Source organism: Thauera chlorobenzoica (genome assembly GCF_001922305.1).
Classification (GTDB): domain Bacteria; phylum Pseudomonadota; class Gammaproteobacteria; order Burkholderiales; family Rhodocyclaceae; genus Thauera; species Thauera chlorobenzoica.
Genome location: NZ_CP018839.1, coordinates 546,283 through 563,877 on the forward strand (window position 1 = coordinate 546,283; position 17,595 = coordinate 563,877).

The following is a 17,595-nucleotide window of genomic DNA, read 5'->3' on the forward strand; positions in this document are numbered from 1 at the left end:
GAATCCGATGCCCCTTTTTCCCATGCGCCGCATGTCCAAGTTTTTTGCATTCTTCCTGGCAACCGGCCTCGCCGGCCTGACTCATGCAGGCGAGGCCGAGGTCAAGAAGGGAATGGAGGCCTTCATCGGTGCTCCAGCGGTCGAATCCGTCACTCGTACCGGATATGGCGGGCTGTACGAAGTGGTGCTGAAAAATGGCCAGCTCGTCTATACCGACGCCGAAACCCGTTTCATCATCGATGGCAGTCTGATCGATACTGCAACCCGCCTTGACGTGACCCAGGCTCGGATGAACCAGCTCTCGGCGATCGATTTCTCAAAGCTGCCGCTCGACCAGGCGGTGAAACTGGTCAAGGGCAAGGGCACGCGGGTGATCGCGACCTTCGAGGATCCGAACTGTTCGTACTGCAAGCGCCTGGCCCAGGAGGTCGCCCGGATGGACGACGTCACCGTGTATACTTTCCTCTACCCGATCCTGGGCGAGGACTCGACGGTCAAGTCGAGCAATATCTGGTGCGCCAAGGGGCAGGGGCGCAGCCAGGCCTGGACTGACTGGATGGTCGATGGCAAGGTGCCGGCAAAGGCGAGCTGCGATGCGAGCGCGATCACGCGCAATGTCGAACTGGGCCGGAGTCTGCGGATCAATGGCACCCCGACGATCTTCCTCGCCAACGGCACCCGCATCGGCGGCTATATTCCCGCCGCCGAACTCGAGAAGGCGCTCGACAACCCGAGCCGCTGAAGCGCACTGCCGCGACGACCGCGGCCCGATCGGCGGCTGAAGATTTCCCCTTCGCCGCTGCTGCGGACGTCGCCTGTGCCCCTTCTCTTCCCGGTCGGCGCGCTCACGGCTTTGGCGGTGCCATGCCCTTGGGCAGCAGCACCCACAGGCTGCCTTGTTGGCGCATCCGCCCGGCTTCGCGCCCGGCGTCGGGGCCGAAGCCCCAGAAGAAGTCGGCGCGCACTCCACCCTTGATCGCTCCGCCGGTGTCCTGAGCGAGCACTAGCCGGTTCAAGGGCCGCTCGCTCAGCGGGTAGGTGCTGGCGAGAAAAACCGGCGCGCCCAGAGGAATGTAGCGTGGGTCCACGGCGATGCTGCGTCCCGCACTCAAGGGGACGCCGAGCGCGCCCAGCGGGCCGCCATCCGCGGCGGGAAGCTCGCGGAAGAACACATAGCTCGGGTTGGCATTGAGCAGCGCCGTCAGACGCTGCGGATTGTCCCGGGCCCAGCGCTTGATTCCCTCCATCGACGCCTGGTCGAGACTCAGTTCGCCTTGTGCGACCAGCCAGCGACCGATCGACTGGTAGGGATGGCCGTTCTGATCGGCGTAGCCGACACGGACCATGCTGCCGTCGGGGAGCTGTACCCGGCCCGAGCCCTGGACCTGGAGGAAGAACAGGTCGAGCGGGTCGTCGGCCCAGAACAGTACCGGCGCCGGGATTCCTTCCGCCCGTGCACTGAATTCTCCGCGGCTCCAGTAGGGCAGAACCTTGTTCCCAACCAAGCGGCCACGCAGGCGCAGATGCTTGAGCTCGGGGTGCACGTCGCCGAGTTCGATGGTCAGCATATCCGCGGGCACGCCGTGGATCGGCCAGGCGCTGCGCGCGCTGCGCGTGCGGCTGCCGCGGATCAGGGGTTCGTAATAGCCGGTGACCAGACCGGTGGTGCTGCCGTCGGGATTGAACACGCGCCAGGGAGCGAAATGGTGCTCGAAGAAACGCCGCACGGTGCTGCCCGACGGCGTCGGGCCGATGCTCGCCGCTGCGTCGCAGACCTTCTGCCAGGGTGCCCGTCGGCTCAGGGTGGAACAGGAGTGGCGCAGGGCAGGCCAGGCTGCGGCAAGATCGTCCTCCTCCCAGCCGGTGACTTGTTCCCAGCCGTTGGCCTGCAAAGCAGGTGCCGGCAGTGGTGCCGGGGTCGCGGTCGATGGCGGGACGGGCGCAGGACAGGCCAGGCAGGGCGGTGGCGGCGGGCAGGATGGCGCATCGGCCACGGATGGGACGGGTTGGTGGGCGCAGCCGACAGCGAGCAGGCCGGTCAGCAATGCAAGGGCAAAGTGCCGCGCAAGGGGCGGAATCATGAGATGGATCGGTTAAACTCGGAAACTTTCGATCCGCCAGTATACCCCGCGCGCGGACCGGAGCCCGGAGGCACGCCATGTGGTTGATCCTGCTCGAGGCCGGACTCGCACTGCTGCTGCTCGCGCTGATGGTCTGGGCGACGTGGCCGAAGCGCTCCCGGCCCGGGCAGGCGAGCCGTTCCGACACCGACAAGCACGACGATGAATGAACTCGCAGACCTGCTGAGCCGCGCCGAACGCGTTCTCGAACGCCTCGAAACCCTGCTGCCCGGACCGGCTCGCCCCCCCGACTGGGACGCGGCAAGCGCTTTCCGCTGGCAGCGCCGTCATGGCCGTAGCGAGCTCAGGCCGGTGCGCCTGCCCCATCGCATCGCACTGGGCGACTTGCAGGATGTCGATGAGCAAAAGGCGCGGATCGACCGCAACACCCGCCAGTTCCTCGCCGGGCGCCGCGCCAACAACGTGTTGCTGACCGGTGCCCGCGGGACCGGCAAGTCCTCCCTGGTGAAGGCGCTGCTCAACGAGTACGAGGCACGGGGGCTGCGCCTGATCGAGGTCGACAAGACCGACCTCGTCGATCTGCCCGACATCGTCGATTTGCTGGCCGGCCGTCCGGAACGCTTCATCCTGTTTTGCGACGACCTGTCCTTCGAGGAAGGCGAAGATGCCTACAAGGCCTTGAAAAGCGTGCTCGACGGCTCGGTGGCGGCGATGTCGGACAACGTCCTGGTCTATGCGACCTCGAACCGCCGCCACCTGATGCCCGAGTACCACGACGAGAACCTGCAGGTGCGCCACCTCGATGGCGAACTCCATCCGGGTGAGGCGGTGGAGGAAAAGGTTTCGCTTTCGGAACGCTTCGGGCTGTGGATTTCCTTCTATCCGTTCAGCCAGGACGAATATCTCGACATCGTGGCGCACTGGCTGAAGGTGTTCGGAGTGCCGAAAAAGGCGATCGCCGCCGCCCGCCAGGATGCACTGCAGTGGGCGCTGATGCGTGGCTCGCGCTCGGGGCGGGTGGCCTGGCAGTTCGCCCGCGACCACGCCGGCCGCTGCGAAGACGAAGGGCGCGGGCGATGACGCGCAAGCGGGTGGATGTGGCCGCCGGGGTGCTGCTGCGGGCCGATGGTGCCTATCTGCTCGGCCAGCGCGCGCCGGACACCGTGTATGCCGGCTACTGGGAATTTCCCGGCGGCAAGGTGGAGCCGGGCGAGACCCCGGCACAGGCCTTGTGCCGCGAACTCGATGAGGAGCTTGGCATCCGCGTCACCCGTCTGCGCCCCTGGCTGCTGCGCGAGCACCGCTACGAGCACGCCCATGTGCGCCTGCATTTTTTCGAGGTGGCGGCCTGGGAAGGGGCGCTCGACGACAAGGTGCACAGCGCGCTCGTCTGGGTTCGACCCGGGGAGGTGGCTCCCGAGCCCATGCTGCCGGCCAACGGACCGATTCTGAAAGCTTTGCGCCTGCCGCGCACGATGGGCATTACCCGGGCCGCGCAGGTCGGCGTCGACGCCCAGCTCGCTGCGCTGGAGCGGGCGCTGGCGTGCGGGCTGCAGCTGGTGCAGCTGCGCGAGCACGGGCTCGATCCGGCAGCGCGCGAGGCCTTCGCACGCGAGGCGCTGGCACGCGTCCACGCACACGGTGGGCTGCTGCTGATCAACGCTGACGCCGGGCTGGTGCAGCGCATCGGCGCGGACGGTATCCACCTGCCGGCGCACACGCTGATGGCGGCCCGTAGCCGGCCTGAATTCGGATGGGTGGGGGCCTCGTGCCATTCACGCGCCGAGCTCGAACACGCCGCTGCCCTCGGGCTGGATTACGCGCTGCTCGGTCCGGTGCGGCCGACCGCGACCCATCCCGGCCAGCCGGCATTGGGCTGGCCGGGATTCGCCGGTCTGGCGGCCGGTCTGCCGGTGCCGGTGTTCGCCCTGGGCGGGCTGGGGGAACAAGACATGGAGTCGGCCCGGGAGGCCGGTGCCCACGGCATCGCCGCGATCCGCGGGGCCTGGGCGGTGGCGGACTGAAGGTCCGCCCTCAGCGGCCTTCAGTGTCGCCGGGGGCGTGATGGTCGCCGCCGCCGGCACTGTCGCCGTCCGGTGGTGAAGTCGGGACGCGATACGCTTCCGAGGCCCAGGCCCCGAGGTCGAGCTGGCGACAGCGGGCCGAGCAGAACGGCCGGTAGCGGCTCTGCGCCTGCCAGGCGACCGGTTTTCCGCAGCCGGGGCAGTTGACCGTGCGGATCGTGTCGTTCATTGCGGGGCTCATGGGCAGGGCCGGAGTGTGCGTGGCGATGGGTGTGAAGGCGGGCGGGAAAGCGTCACAAGCTGCAGAAGGTGAGCTCGAAAGCGACGTCGCGCTCGGCCAGGCGTGGGCGGGCGATCGTTTCGGGGAGCATGAAACGGATGTTCAGCGCGTACTTGTTGGCGCTGATCTCGGGCACCGCCGCTTCGGCCGACGCCAGACGCACCATCTGTGCGCTGCGCCCGGCCATCGTCAGCTGAAAGGCGCCGTTGCGCGCGAGGTGGGTTTCGGGGCGGCTGCTCGCCCGCAGCAGGCGCAGCACGATCCCGATGCCGTCGCTGATCGGTGTCATCGGCTGCATCCATGCCGTCAGGTCGCGGCGCCGCGCCTCGGGGTCGCGGTTCAGCCAGTAATGGTAGGAGGGCAGGTCGAACTGGCACACCCCGCCGGGGATCGCGGCCCGGCTGCGAATGCTCATCAGCCAGTCGTTCTCGCGCAGGTACTGGCCGATCTTGCCCGCCATCGTCAGCAGTCCGGAAGAGGCCTGCTCGATTTCGTAGAGCGCGCCGGACAGGGCCTCTTCCGAGATGGCGGGATTGTTGCGGAAGGACATCAGGATCTGGCGCTGGCGCTCGAGTTCCTGCACGAGGTCGACCTTCAGGTCGGCGCGGCCCGCCACTTCCAGTGTCTCGAAGATCGTCAACAGGGCGACGTGGTGGTCCTGCGGAGCGTCGCCGGCGCAGAAATGCCCCAGTTTCAGGAACAGATCCTCAAGACGCAGCAGGGTGCGGATGCGTTCGTTGAGAGGATATTCGTAGCTAATCACTGCACACTATCCGCAAGTCTCGCGCCCTGGAAAATTCGGCCGATGATAGCACAGCGCTTGTTTTCCGCCGGGCGCTGCCCCGCCTCAAGGGCGGGCGGCGGCAGCGGCACGGTAGGCCGAATGCAGGGCGTCCACCTGGCGCTGCAGCGCGGCGAGTGAGCCGCTGTTGTCGATGATGTCGTCGGCTGCGGCGAGACGGTCGGCGCGGCTGGCCTGCACCGCCATGATCGCCCGGACCTGGCTTGCGGGCAGGTCGCTGCGCCCCATCACCCGTTCGATCTGCAGGGCTTCGGGGCAGTCCACCACGCAGATGCGGTCGCAGCGCTCGCGATAGTTGCCCGACTCGACCAGCAGGGGAACCGCGAGGATCACGTAGGGGCCGCCTGCGCTGCGGCACAGGCGTGCGCTTTCGTCGCGGATCATGGGGTGGAGGATGGCCTCGAGCTGTTGTCGTGCCGCGGGCTGGGCGAATACCCGTGCCCGCATCGCCGCCCGGTCCAGGCTGCCGTCGGTGGCGATCAGGGCGTCGCCGAAGCTGCGGCGGATTGCCTCGATCGCGCCGCCGCCCGCTGCGGTCAGGGCGTGGGCGATCCGGTCGGTGTCGACGATGCTCGCACCGAGTGCGGCGAAACGCTCGGCCGCCGCGCTCTTGCCGCTGCCGATGCCGCCGGTGAGGCCGACGATGAAAGGGCGAAGGGAAGAATCGGACATGGCGTGAAAATGCTTCAGTCGGTATTTGGAGGGGCGTTTTCGCAACTCTGGCGATGCTGCTCGAAGTCGTCCGCGGCCGATTCGATGGCGTGCATGGCGGCGAGTGGAGGCCGGGCCTCGATCCGGTAGACGGTCCTGGTGCGCGGTTCGATGGCGGCGTCGCGCACGCCCTTGGCGTAGAGCTGCTCGAGCAGCTGGCGGGCGCGGCGCTCGGTCTTGAATACGCCGAGCGAGATTGCGAACTGGCTGGGGCCGGCTTCCTGCACGATGAAGGTGTCACGGATGCCCTGGGCGTGCAGGCTGCGCTCGTGCAGTTCGGCGGCGCTGCGGTTGCGCGCCGGGGCGATGCGCACCCACCAGGTGTCGATCCGGGTGTCGGCGTGGCGAACGGGTTCCGCCCCCTGCTGGCGCAGCCGGGTGACGAGCTGGGTGGCGTCTTCCTCGCCGAGCCCGCTCCAGGCCAGGCAGCCGGGCGGTGTCGGGGGGGCGGCAGAGGCGGATTCGCCGGCCGTGCCGCCCTCGCCGGTGGCTTCATCCGAGGGCGCGACGGCGGGGCCGGCTTGTTCGGGAAGCGGCAGCCCGTCGGTGGCCGGTTTGTCTGTGCGGGGGGCCGCGTCAGTGTCGCCGCCGGCGGGAGCGGGCGCCGTTTGCGCTACGGCGTCGCCGGCGAGGCGGATGCGCTCGGGGGTGAGCTGGGCGGTGAGACGCTCCGCTTCTCCGCGCGTTGCGGCGCCGCCCAGCCCGCCGCGGATGGCGGCCAGGGCGAGGGCGTTGAGCAACAGCAGCAGGATGATCAGGAGGCGCACGTTGGTCGTTCGTCCGGTCTTGCCCGCCGGCAGCCGCGGGCTGCCGCTGGGCCTTTGTCAGCCCAGCCGGGGCAGATGGGCGAGTGAGGCGGCGACCGCGTCGGCCGGGTAGTCGTAGTTCTCGAGCTGGCCGGAGAAGTAGCGCTCGAACGAGCTCATGTCGAAATGCCCGTGGCCGGTGAGGTTGAACAGGATGGTCTTGCTTTCGCCGCGCGCCTTGCACGCGAGCGCCTCGTCGATCGCCGCGCGGATCGCATGGCAGGACTCCGGCGCCGGGATGATGCCTTCGGCGCGGGCGAACTGCACGCCGGCCTCGAAGGTGGCGAGCTGGGGCACGGCGGCCGCTTCGATCAGGCCTTCGTGGAACAGCTGCGACACCAGCGGCGAGTCGCCATGGTAGCGCAGGCCGCCGGCGTGGATGCCCGGCGGCATGAAGTCGTGGCCCAGCGTGTACATCTTCATCAGCGGCGTGAAGCCCGACGCGTCGCCGAAGTCGTAGGCGTACTGGCCCTTGGTCAGGGTCGGGCACGAGCTCGGTTCGACCGCGATGCAGCGCAGGTCCTGCGCGCGCCGGTCGCCGGCGGCACGGTCGGCGAGGAAGGGAAAGGCGATGCCGGCAAAGCTCGAGCCGCCGCCGCAGGGGCCGATGACGATGTCGGGGTAGAGGCCGACCTTGTCGAACTGCTTCTTCGCTTCGAGGCCGATGATGCTCTGGTGCAGCACCACGTGGTTGAGCACCGAGCCCAGGGTGTAGTTGGTGTCGGCGCGACTGGCGGCCTCTTCCACCGCTTCCGAGATCGCGATGCCGAGCGAGCCCGGGTTGTCGGGGTTCTCGGCGAGCAGGCGGCGGCCGGTGTCGGTGAGCGCGGACGGGCTGGCGAACACTTCCGCGCCCCAGGTCTGCATCATCAGCCGGCGATAGGGTTTTTGCCCGTAGCTGACCTTGACCATGTAGACGCGCACGTCCAGCCCGAACATCTGCCCGGCAAAGGCGATCGACGAGCCCCACTGGCCGGCGCCGGTCTCGGTGGTCAGGCGCTTGATGCCGGCCTGGCGGTTGTAATAGGCCTGCGGCACCGCCGAGTTGGGCTTGTGCGAGCCGGCCGGCGAGACGCCTTCGTACTTGAAGAAGATCTTCGCCGGGGTTCCCAGGGCCTGCTCCAGGCGCACCGCGCGCACCAGCGGGCTGGGCCGCCACAGGCGGTAGATCTCGCGCACTTCCTCGGGAATCGCGATCCAGCGCTGGGCGCTCATTTCCTGTTCGAGGATGGCGCCGGGGAAGATCGCCCCCATCTGCTCGGGGGTGGCCGGCTGGCCGTCGGGGCCCAGCGGCGGGGCGGGTGGGGTGGGCAGGTCGGCGACGACGTTGTACCAGTGGGTCGGAATGTCGGCGGCGTCGAGCAGGATGCGGGTGGCTTCCATCGTGTGTTCTCCCTTCGCGGAGGCGTTGTGGTTCAGTGTCCGTCGTGTGCGGCAGCGAGCGCGCCGAGGCCGGACAGCACCAGGTTGTCCACCCGGCGCAGCGGGATTTCGAGCAGCCCGGCGAAACTGTCGGCGGCGCCTCCGCCAAGCAGGCACAGCGCCTGCGGTTCCCCGGCGATCTGGCGGAACATGCGCTCGACGGCGCCGGCCTGGGCCTGCAGGCAGCCCGAGCGGATGGCGTCGACGGTGCGCCGCGGCATCGGCGTGAAGCGGCCTTCGGCCAGCGGCAGCTGCGCCGTGCCCTGGGCGAGGGCCTGCTGCATCAGTTCCACGCCGGGCAGGATCAGGCCGCCGAGGAAGTCGCCGTCGGCGGCAAGCAGGTCGACCGTGGTCGCGGTGCCGGCGGTGACCACCAGGCAGGCGTGCGGATGCAGGCGGCGGGCGCCGATGAGGGCGGCCCAGCGGTCGGCGCCGAGCCGGGCCGGATCCTCGTAGAGGTTGCGCACGCCGCCGCATGCCGCGCTCGGGCGCAGCCAGTCGAGGGCCAGTCCGGCGCAGGCGCGGGCGATCGCGGCAGCGACTTCGGCGCCGGCGACGTTGCAGCCGAACGCGCGCCGCAGGCCGGGATGGCGGCTGCGAACGGCGGCGAGCGCGGCGACTCCGTCGTGTGCGAGCGCCCCTTCGTCGAGCGCCCGCAGCGGCTCGGCGGCGGCGACGACGACGACGCGCCACTTGATGCGGGTGTTGCCGGCGTCGATGAGCAGGATCATGCGCCGGCTCCGGGCCCCGGGCGCAGCGAGACGTCGCCGGCGAGGACACGCTGCACGCCATGTCCGGTACGCAGCAGTAGGGCGCCGTCGACGTCGACGCCGGCGCACAGGCCGGTGAGGGTGTCGTTTTCGCCGCTGATGCAGACCGGCAGGTCGGCGAACGCGTTGCGCTGCTGCCAGGCGCTGCGCAGGGGGGGGAAACCGGCTGCGGCGAAAATGTCGAGCAGCGGGTGGAGTTCGCCGAGCACGGCGGCGAGCACGGCACTGCGGGTCGGCGGGGGGTGCCCGGGGGGCTGTTCGAGAACCCGGTCGAGCGCGGTGACCGGAATCGCTGCGGGCAGATCGATGTCCGCCGGCAGGCGCAGGTTGATGCCGATGCCGATCACCGCAGCAAGGGTGCGTCCGCGTCCGGGGAGCAATTCGACCAGGATGCCGGCGAGCTTGGCGCCGTGGACCAGCACGTCGTTCGGCCACTTGAGCTGCACGCCGGGCACGCCGAGTCGTTCCAGCGCGCGCGCGAGCGCCAGGCCGGCGACCAGCGACAAGCCGGCCGGCGCCGGGGCGCCGGGGGGGAAGCGCCACAGCGCCGAGAAGGTCAGGCTGGCGTCGTCCCACGACAGCCACGGCCGGCCGCGGCGGCCGCGCCCGGCACTCTGGCGGTCGGCGACGAGCACATGGACGCGGCCGTCGTCGGCCGGCGGGGCGTCGAGCAGCGCGCTGTTGGTTGAGGCGCACTCGGCCACCCAGCGGATCTCGAACGCGTTCGCGAGGCCGCCGAGGTGGGCGCAGAGTGCAGCGAGGTGTTCGCCCGCCTGCGGCGAAGCAGGCATCGACAGCGAGGTGGGGGACGAAGGGGGAGCGGACGGCAAGGCAGTGATCCGGCGGAGATGGCGCAAAACGGCATTATCCGTCATCCCGCGGCGGCACACGAGCCCGGGGCGCGGAAGGCGCAGGGGCGGTCGCCCGCGCCGCTGCCGCCGGCTTCCGGCCCGGCTTCAGTGCGGGGCGTCGCCGCCGTCCGTGCCGCGCTCTTCATCCATGCCGAGTTCCTGGATCTTGCGGGTGATGGTGTTGCGGCCGATTCCGAGCAGGTGGGCGGCCTCGATGCGGCGGCCACCGGTGGCCGCCAGGGCGCGCCGGATCAGGGTGCGCTCGAACTCGTGGGTCAGGCGCTCGAACACTTTGCCGGGGGTGGCGGCGATCAGGCGGTCGGTTTCGGTGCCCAGGCCTTCGAGCCAGCTCGTCGGCGTCTCGCGCCCGGGCTGGTCGCGCATTTCCGGCGGCAGGTCGGCCACTTCCACCACCTGGGCCGGCGCCATCACCGTCAGCCAGTGGCACAGGTTCTCGAGTTGGCGCACGTTGCCGGGGAAGGGCTGGCTCTGCAGGTACTCGATCGCGGCGGCGGAAATGCGCTTGCGTTCGACGCCGAGATCCTGCGCGCTGCGCTGGAGGAAATGGCGTACCAGCAGCGGGATGTCCTCGTGGCGTTCGCGCAGCGGCGGCAGGCGCAGGCGGATGACGTTGAGGCGATGGAACAGGTCTTCGCGGAACAGGCCCCGATGCACGCGCTCTTCGAGGTCCTGGTGGGTGGCGGCGATCACCCGCACGTTGGCGCGGATCGGCTGCTGGCCGCCGACGCGGTAGAAGTGGCCGTCGGACAGGACGCGCAGCAGGCGCGTCTGCAGCTCGGCGGGCATGTCGCCGATCTCGTCGAGGAACAGGGTGCCGCCGTCGGCCTGCTCGAAGCGGCCGCGGCGCTGGGTGGCGGCACCGGTGAAGGCACCGCGCTCGTGGCCGAAGAGTTCGGATTCGAGCAGATCGCGCGGAATCGCCGCGGTATTGATCGCGATGAAAGGGGCGTCGCGGCGCGGGCTGTGGCGGTGCAGGGCGCGCGCGACCAGCTCCTTGCCGCTGCCCGACTCACCGTTGATCAGCACCGTGGCGTGGGAGTGGGCGAGGCGGCCGATGGCGCGGAACACTTCCTGCATCGCCGGCGCCTGGCCGAGGATTTCCGGGGCGAGCTGGGTTTCCTCGGACGCACCGTTGTGGTGCGCGCCTTGTTCGAGGGCCCGCCGCACCAGCGCCACCGCCTGGTCGACGTCGAAGGGCTTGGGCAGGTACTCGAACGCGCCGCCCTGAAAGGCCGCCACCGCGCTGTCGAGGTCGGAGTAGGCGGTCATGATGATCACCGGCAGCTGCGGGTGGCGGGTTTTCGCCTTCGCCAGCAGGTCGAGGCCGGATTGGCCGGGCATGCGGATGTCGGACAGGAGCACGGCGGGAGGCTGCGGCGCATGCTCGAGTTCGGCGAGTGCGTCTTGTGCGGAACTGAAGCTGAGGTGCTCGATGCCTTCGCGGCTGAGGGCTTTTTCCAGCACCCAGCGGATCGAGCGGTCGTCATCGATGATCCAGACGGTATTCATTTTCGTATGCACTATTGTGGTGCGCCGAGGGCGTGGTTCCGGTCCGGCTGGCGGGTCGGGATCACGTTCAGGCGCGGTCGGTAATCGGCAGCAGGATCGTGAAGCAGGTCCGCCCCGGGCGGCTGTCTACGTCGATCATGCCCTGATGTTGCTCGATGAAGCTCTGCGCCAGGGAGAGTCCCAGTCCGCTGCCACCGTCCCGCCCCGAGACCAGCGGGTAGAAGATCTTGTCGCGGATCTCGGCCGGGATGCCGGGGCCGTTGTCGATCACTTGCAATTCCAGTGCCAGCTTGTAGCGGCGTTTGGCGAGCGTGACCTGGCGGGCGATGCGGGTGCGCAGGCGGATCTCGCCGCTGCCGCCGAGCGCCTGGGCGGCATTGCGCACGATGTTGAGCACGGCCTGGATCAGCTGTTCGCGGTCGGCGGTGAGCTCGGGCAGGCTGAGGTCGTAGTCGCGGCGGATGTCGAGGGCGGGGAATTCGGCGAGGATCAGCCGGCGCACGCGCTCGAGGACGTCGTGGATGTTCAGTGGTGCGGGCCGCATCATGCTGTGGGAGCTGAGCAGGCGGTTCATCAGGTCTTGCAGGCGGTCGGCCTCGGCGATGATGACGTCGGTGAATTCGCGCAGCTGCGGATCGTCGAGCTCATGCTGCAGCAGCTGGGCCGAGCCGCGGATGCCGCCGAGGGGGTTCTTGATCTCGTGGGCGAGGTTGCGGATCAGCTCGCGGTTGGCCTGCTGCTGGTGCAGCAGCTGTTCCTCGCGGGCGACGCGCAGCTGGGCGTCGATTGGACGGAATTCGAGCAGCAGGCGCACGCCGGCGGCTTCGACCGGCGTCACCGTGCAGTCGAGCCGGATCGGCTCGGCGTCGTTGCGGCCGATCGTCAGGTCCTGCCCGGTATAGCTCCAGTTGGTGCGCAGGGCGTTGTCGAGGGCGGCGCCCAGCCCGGGCGGGGTGCCGAGCAGGCGGGCGAGGGGCTGGCCGAGCAGCTTGCGCTGGCTGATCGCGAACAGGTTTTCCGCGCCGGGATTGATGTAGCGGATGAGGAGCCGCTCATCGACGAGGATGACGGCGGAAGACAGCAGCTCGAGTCCGGCGAAGGGGCCGCTGGCGGAAGGGTGGGAGAGCGGTGACATGGGCGCGTCCTGGGAGTCCTTCAATCGACATGCAAGATGCGCGCCAGGTCAGGGTCATCGAAGACCGGAAATCTCCCGGCGCAGGGCTTCGATGTTGCGCTTGTGCAGTTCGACCTTGTCCTTGAACGGCTGCAGGCGGTCGAGCACTTTCTGATAGTTGCGCTCGTCGCCGAAGCGGACTGCTTCCTGCTCGGCGAGCGCCTTTTCGGCTGCGGCGAGTGCGCTTTCCTCGGTGCTCAGCTCGTTTTCCAGAACCTGGCGCCGAGTGTCGTCGCGTGCGCGCTGGTCGGCCGGATTCACCCGCGGAAAGGCCGCTGCCGGTGCGGCGCCTGCGGCTGGGCGTGGCGCCGGGGCCGGCACCGAGGAGACGGCCTGGTCGGCCTGCAGGCGGACGCAGTTACGCGCCAGCGAGCGGTCGTTGGTGTAGGTCACCCGGCCGTCGGTGTCGACGCACTTGTAGACCTCGGCGTGGGCCAGGGCGCTCGCGCCCGCAAGCAGGAAAAGCGGAAGGAGTCGGAGCGGTGACATGGGTTTTCCGGAAAGCCGTCGGCGGGAATGCGGTGTTGCGGCCTCCCCCTCGCGGAGTGAATGCCGATTAGACCCCAGAAAAAAAGGACGGGCAATGCCCGTCCTTTTCGCGCTGCGCAGTGATCTGCGGATTACAGGCTGTAGTACATGTCGAATTCCACCGGGTGGGTGGTGATCCGCATGCGGTCGACTTCTTCCATCTTCAGCGCGATGTAGGCGTCGATGAAGTCGTTCGAGAATACGCCGCCGCGGGTCAGGAACTCGCGGTCCTTGTCGAGATACTCGAGTGCCTGGTCGAGGCTGGTGCACACCGTTGGGATCAGCGCGTCCTCTTCCGGCGGCAGGTCGTACAGGTTCTTGTCCGCCGGATCGCCCGGGTGGATCTTGTTCTGGATGCCATCCAGGCCCGCCATCATCAGGGCCGAGAAGGCCAGGTAGGGGTTGGCCAGGGGGTCCGGGAAGCGCGCCTCGATGCGGCGGCCCTTCGGGTTGGCGACGTAGGGGATGCGGATCGAGGCCGAACGGTTGCGCGCCGAGTAGGCGAGCTTGGTCGGGGCTTCGTAGTGCGGCACCAGGCGCTTGTACGAGTTGGTGCCCGGGTTGGTGATCGCGTTGAGCGCGCGGGCGTGCTTGATGATGCCGCCGATGTAGTACAGCGCGGTCTCCGACAGGCCGGCGTAGCCGTTGCCCGCGAACAGGTTCTGGCCGTCCTTCCAGATCGACTGGTGGACGTGCATGCCGGAGCCGTTGTCGCCGACGATCGGCTTGGGCATGAAGGTGGCGGTCTTGCCGTACTGGTGGGCGACGTTGTGCACGATGTACTTGAGCACCTGGGTCCAGTCGGCACGCTGGGTCAGGGTGCTGAACTTGGTGCCGATCTCGCACTGGCCGGCGTTGGCCACTTCGTGGTGGTGCACCTCGACGGGCACGCCGCAGGCCTCGAGTGCGAGCACCATCGCGGCGCGCACGTCGTTGAGGCTGTCGACCGGCGGCACCGGGAAGTAGCCGCCCTTGACGCGCGGACGGTGGCCGGTGTTGCCGCCTTCGAACTTGTCGGCGGTGGACCAGGCGGCCTCTTCGGAAATGATCTTGCTGTAGACGCCCGACATGTCGACCGACCATTCGACCGAGTCGAAGATGAAGAACTCGGGCTCCGGGCCGAAGAAGGCGGTGTCGCCGATGCCGGTGCTCTTCAGGTAGGCCTCGGCGCGCTTGGCGATCGAGCGCGGGTCGCGGTCGTAGCCCTTGCCGTCGGACGGCTCGATGACGTCGCAGGTTAGCACCAGCGTGGTTTCGTCGAAGAAGGGGTCGATGTAGGCCGAGCCGGCTTCGGGCAGCAGGACCATGTCGGAGGCCTGGATGCCTTTCCAGCCTGCCAGGGAGGAGCCGTCGAAGGGGTGGCCGTGCTCGAAGTGATCTTCCTCGAAGGCGGAAACCGGCAGGCCGACGTGGTGCTCCTTGCCGCGGGTATCGGTAAAGCGCAGGTCGACGAAGCGCACTTCGTTTTCCTGGATCAGCTTCATGACGTCTTGGGCGTTCATGTTCACTCCTGGTGAGATGAGGCGTTTTGATTGCGTTGAGCGGATGGAGCAGCGGCCGGAGGGCGATGCGCCGGATTCGGGTGAAAAAGCCTAAGCACTAAGTGTGCCAAGTTCGTTTTAGTTCGCCGGACATTGTGCCACAAGGGAAATGCCCGAAAGCGGTGCCGGGGGGCGGGGTTGTGCGCACCATGTCGGTGCTCGGCGGGGGATTTGCGCCCCGTCATGGTGCGAGCTGGGAATAGACGCTGATCGCACGGTAATGGGGGTGGGACAGGAGGCAGGCTTGCCGGCGCCGGGCGAGGGCGTCCAGCGCGGTGGGGGCGAGCGGTGCGGCGAGGATGATTTCGACTTCCACGCGCTCGCCGAGGTAGTGGATCTGCACCCGTTTCGGCGCCGGTGCGCCGGCACCGAGCAGGGCGCGCACATCCTCCAGGATCTCGGCCCGTCCGGGTAGCGGGCCGGGGGGCGCGGCCTGCAGGTCGGCATCGTCTTCGGGGTCGATGTGCACCAGCACGTCGCGGACTTCCGGGTGGGCGCTGCGCACCCGCAGATAGACGCTGTCGGAGACGCGGTGGCCTTCGGACACGGTGAGCCGGGGGTCGACCTGGACGTGGGCGTCGCACAGCACACGGCCGGCCATGCGCCGGGTGCGCATGTCGTGCAGGCCGATCACCCCCGGCGTGGTCTCGATCGTGTGGCGCAGGCGGGCGAGCTCTTCTTCCGGCAGGCCGGTGTCGATCAGTTCGCGGACCGACTTCCCCGCCAGCTTGAGTCCCATGTTGAGGATCAGGAAGCCGACCACGGCGGCGGCGAGCGGTTCGAGAAAAGGGTAGCCCGCCAGGCTGCCGCCGATGCCGACGGCCACGACCAGCGAGGACGCCGCATCCGAGCGTGCGTGCCAGGCGTTGGCTTCGAGCATCGGTGCCCGCAACCGGTGCGCGGCGGCCAGGGTGAAGCGGAACAAACCTTCCTTGGCCGCCAGGGTGAGCAGCGCCATCGCCAGCGCTGCGGGGTGGAGCGGCGGCGTGGCGGCCATGTCCTGCAGGCGGACGCCCGAGCTCCACAGGAATCCGATCCCGACCGCAGCGAGGACCGCGCCCAGCACCATCGTGGTGACCGTCTCGATGCGGTCGTGGCCGTAAGGGTGGGCGGTATCGGCCGGGTCCGCGCTGCGCCGTCCGGCGACCAGGACCATGAAGTCGGTCACCAGGTCGGACAGGGTATGGGCAGCATCGGCCACCAGGCTGAAGGCGTTGGCGAACAGGCCGACAAGGACCTGGCCCAGGGCGAGGGTGGCATTGGTCAGGATCGCGACCAGCGTCGTGCGCTGGATGCCGCGGCTGCGTCCGGCGTCGGTGTCGCAAGGGGGGGATTGCGGGGGGGTGGGGAGGGGCATGGCGGACGCGCTATACTTCGAGGATTCGCAATTCTAGACGGATGTTCGAATGGGAACCCTGTCGGATCTGTTGTCCCTGGCGCACGAGCGCGCCGAAAATCTCGGCCTGCCTTACCAGGGCGCGCTGACCCCGGGCGAGGCCTGGGAAGTGTGGCAGCGTGCTCCCGGCGCCAGGCTGGTCGATGTGCGCACCCGCGCCGAACTGGACTGGGTCGGGCGGGTGGCCGGCGCGGTCGAGATCGAGTGGAAGTCCTATCCGTCGATGCAGGACAACCCGAACTTCATGGCGCAGCTCAAGCACCAGGTCGATTCCGAGGCGCTGGTGCTGTTCCTGTGCCGCTCGGGCGTGCGTTCCGATTCGGCAGCGCGTGCCGCCAGCGCTGCGGGTTATGGCAACTGCTACAACGTCCTCGAAGGCTTCGAGGGCGACCGCGACGCCAACGGCCAGCGCAACCGCATCGGCGGCTGGCGCCACACCGGCCTGCCCTGGCACCAGGGCTGATCGATCGCGCGGGCCTTGGCGGCGGAACGCACTGTCTGCCGCCAGGTCCGAAATTTCACCGACACACCGGAATTTCCTCCAGGAGCAGGATTCGCATCATGCAAGCCGCCACCATCAGCTTCGATCGCTTCAACGTGCTCGCCGACGACGAGGCCCAGGCGCGTATCCGCGCCGCCCGCGCCCGCCTCGGCGACAAGGCGGTGCTGCTGTGCCATCACTATCAGCGCGCCGATGTCTACCAGCATGCCGACCTCACCGGCGACTCGCTCAAGCTCGCCCGCCTGGCCTCGCAGACCGATGCCCAGTACATTGTGTTCTGCGGCGTGCATTTCATGGCCGAAGTCGCCGACATCCTGTCCAAGCCGAGCCAGATCGCGATCCTGCCCGACCTCGCCGCGGGCTGCTCGATGGCCGACATGGCCAGCCTCGCCAAGGTCGAGCGCTGCTGGCGCGAACTGGGCGAAGTGCTCGGCGCGCCCGACGAGCGGATCACCCCGGTGACCTACATCAACTCCGCGGCCGACCTGAAGGCCTTCTGCGGTGAGCACGGCGGCATCGTGTGTACGTCGACCAACGCGCCGACGATCCTCGACTGGGCGTTTTCCCGGCGCGAGAAGGTGCTGTTCTTCCCCGACCAGCACCTGGGGCGGTGGACCGGCTTCAAGAAAGGCATTCCGCTCGAACAGATGGTGGTGTGGGACCCCGACCTCGAGTACGGCGGCCTTACCCCCGAGCAGATCCACAACGCCAAGATCCTGCTGTGGAAGGGACACTGTTCGGTGCACCAGATGTTCCAGCCCGGTCACATCGAGCGCTGGCGCAAGCAGCATCCGGACGGTTTCGTGATCTCGCACCCGGAGAGCAGCCTCGAGGTCTGTCGCAACTCGGATTACGTCGGCTCCACCGAGTACATCATCAACACCATTTCCGCCGCCGCCGCGAACACCCACTGGCTGGTCGGCACCGAGCTCAACCTCGTCAGCCGCCTGGCCGGGGAGATGAAGCCGCAGGGCAAGACCGTGGAGTTCATGGCGCCCACGGTATGCATGTGCTCGACAATGCAGCGCATCGACCCGCAACACCTGGCGTGGACGCTGGAAAACCTCGCCGAGGGCAAGGTGGTGAACCAGATCAGGGTGCCGGCGCACGAGGCCGAGCTTGCCCGCATCGCCCTCGACCGCATGCTCGCGGTGTCCTGAGACCGGGCTTCGGCGGG

19 protein-coding genes are annotated in these 17,595 nt (G+C 68.7%); 6 read left to right on the top strand and 13 right to left on the bottom strand.

The window, feature by feature from the left end; all coding sequences use genetic code 11:
- Positions 1-31: 31 nt before the first annotated feature.
- Positions 32-742 (top strand): DsbC family protein, encoded by a 711-nt coding sequence (locus tag Tchl_RS02655; RefSeq protein ID WP_232311706.1) that lies wholly within the window; start codon positions 32-34, stop codon positions 740-742.
- Between the two features lie 103 nt (positions 743-845).
- On the opposite strand, the gene mltA is transcribed toward Tchl_RS02655, so the two are convergent.
- The gene (gene mltA, locus Tchl_RS02660) at positions 846-2,081 is read right to left on the bottom strand and encodes a murein transglycosylase A (RefSeq protein WP_083945130.1); all 1,236 of its coding nucleotides are present in this window, start codon (positions 2,079-2,081) and stop codon (positions 846-848) included.
- Positions 2,082-2,158: 77 nt separating this feature from the next.
- Here mltA and Tchl_RS18250 point away from each other — a divergent pair, with 77 nt between their 5' ends.
- The 3 genes from Tchl_RS18250 to Tchl_RS02670 are packed head-to-tail and all read left to right on the top strand — an operon-like array spanning position 2,159 to position 4,105.
- Positions 2,159-2,290, top strand: coding sequence for a hypothetical protein (locus Tchl_RS18250; protein WP_268810537.1), 132 nt, complete (start codon positions 2,159-2,161; stop codon positions 2,288-2,290).
- Complete coding sequence (locus Tchl_RS02665) at positions 2,283-3,161, top strand: ATP-binding protein (protein WP_075147021.1); 879 nt, start codon at positions 2,283-2,285, stop codon at positions 3,159-3,161. The genes Tchl_RS18250 and Tchl_RS02665 overlap by 8 nt, the downstream gene beginning before the upstream one ends.
- Positions 3,158-4,105 carry a Nudix family hydrolase gene (locus Tchl_RS02670; RefSeq protein WP_075147022.1) on the top strand — a complete coding sequence of 316 codons (948 nt, stop codon included), beginning with the start codon at positions 3,158-3,160 and terminating at the stop codon, positions 4,103-4,105. The genes Tchl_RS02665 and Tchl_RS02670 overlap by 4 nt, the downstream gene beginning before the upstream one ends.
- A 10-nt stretch (positions 4,106-4,115) precedes the next feature.
- Here Tchl_RS02670 and Tchl_RS02675 read toward each other — a convergent pair whose 3' ends face one another.
- The 12 genes from Tchl_RS02675 to Tchl_RS02730 all read right to left on the bottom strand — a co-directional run bounded on the left by Tchl_RS02675 (position 4,116) and on the right by Tchl_RS02730 (position 15,877).
- Complete coding sequence (locus tag Tchl_RS02675; RefSeq protein WP_075147023.1) at positions 4,116-4,334, bottom strand: DNA gyrase inhibitor YacG; 219 nt, start codon at positions 4,332-4,334, stop codon at positions 4,116-4,118.
- Positions 4,335-4,398: 64 nt separating this feature from the next.
- Complete coding sequence (zapD, locus tag Tchl_RS02680; protein WP_075147024.1) at positions 4,399-5,148, bottom strand: cell division protein ZapD; 750 nt, start codon at positions 5,146-5,148, stop codon at positions 4,399-4,401.
- An 84-nt stretch (positions 5,149-5,232) separates the two neighbouring features.
- Complete coding sequence (gene coaE / locus Tchl_RS02685; protein ID WP_075147025.1) at positions 5,233-5,859, bottom strand: dephospho-CoA kinase; 627 nt, start codon at positions 5,857-5,859, stop codon at positions 5,233-5,235.
- Positions 5,860-5,873: 14 nt separating this feature from the next.
- Entirely contained in the window at positions 5,874-6,665 is a 792-nt protein-coding gene (locus tag Tchl_RS02690) for an SPOR domain-containing protein (protein ID WP_232311642.1), read from the bottom strand.
- Between the two features lie 57 nt (positions 6,666-6,722).
- Complete coding sequence (locus Tchl_RS02695; protein ID WP_075147027.1) at positions 6,723-8,087, bottom strand: TrpB-like pyridoxal phosphate-dependent enzyme; 1,365 nt, start codon at positions 8,085-8,087, stop codon at positions 6,723-6,725.
- Positions 8,088-8,119: 32 nt separating this feature from the next.
- A complete protein-coding gene (locus Tchl_RS02700) occupies positions 8,120-8,857 on the bottom strand; it encodes a type III pantothenate kinase (RefSeq protein ID WP_075147028.1) in 738 nt (245 codons plus the stop codon).
- Complete coding sequence (locus Tchl_RS02705) at positions 8,854-9,687, bottom strand: biotin--[acetyl-CoA-carboxylase] ligase (RefSeq protein WP_083945132.1); 834 nt, start codon at positions 9,685-9,687, stop codon at positions 8,854-8,856. Before Tchl_RS02705 ends, Tchl_RS02700 begins: the two co-directional genes overlap by 4 nt.
- Positions 9,688-9,852: 165 nt before the next feature.
- Positions 9,853-11,277 carry a nitrogen regulation protein NR(I) gene (ntrC, locus tag Tchl_RS02710; protein WP_075147030.1) on the bottom strand — a complete coding sequence of 475 codons (1,425 nt, stop codon included), beginning with the start codon at positions 11,275-11,277 and terminating at the stop codon, positions 9,853-9,855.
- 67 nt (positions 11,278-11,344) lie between these two features.
- Positions 11,345-12,412, bottom strand: a complete 1,068-nt coding sequence (gene glnL / locus Tchl_RS02715) for a nitrogen regulation protein NR(II) (protein ID WP_075147031.1) — start codon at positions 12,410-12,412, stop codon at positions 11,345-11,347.
- A 54-nt stretch (positions 12,413-12,466) separates the two neighbouring features.
- Positions 12,467-12,940, bottom strand: a complete 474-nt coding sequence (locus Tchl_RS02720; protein WP_075147032.1) for a DUF4124 domain-containing protein — start codon at positions 12,938-12,940, stop codon at positions 12,467-12,469.
- 131 nt (positions 12,941-13,071) lie between these two features.
- Complete coding sequence (glnA, locus tag Tchl_RS02725; protein WP_075147033.1) at positions 13,072-14,481, bottom strand: type I glutamate--ammonia ligase; 1,410 nt, start codon at positions 14,479-14,481, stop codon at positions 13,072-13,074.
- Between the two features lie 220 nt (positions 14,482-14,701).
- A complete protein-coding gene (locus Tchl_RS02730) occupies positions 14,702-15,877 on the bottom strand; it encodes a cation diffusion facilitator family transporter (protein WP_075147034.1) in 1,176 nt (391 codons plus the stop codon).
- A 49-nt stretch (positions 15,878-15,926) separates the two neighbouring features.
- Between Tchl_RS02730 and Tchl_RS02735 the strand changes: the two genes are divergently transcribed.
- Positions 15,927-16,379 carry a rhodanese-like domain-containing protein gene (locus tag Tchl_RS02735; RefSeq protein ID WP_075147035.1) on the top strand — a complete coding sequence of 151 codons (453 nt, stop codon included), beginning with the start codon at positions 15,927-15,929 and terminating at the stop codon, positions 16,377-16,379.
- Between the two features lie 98 nt (positions 16,380-16,477).
- A complete protein-coding gene (gene nadA / locus Tchl_RS02740; RefSeq protein WP_075147036.1) occupies positions 16,478-17,578 on the top strand; it encodes a quinolinate synthase NadA in 1,101 nt (366 codons plus the stop codon).
- The last annotated feature ends 17 nt before the right edge of the window (positions 17,579-17,595 follow it).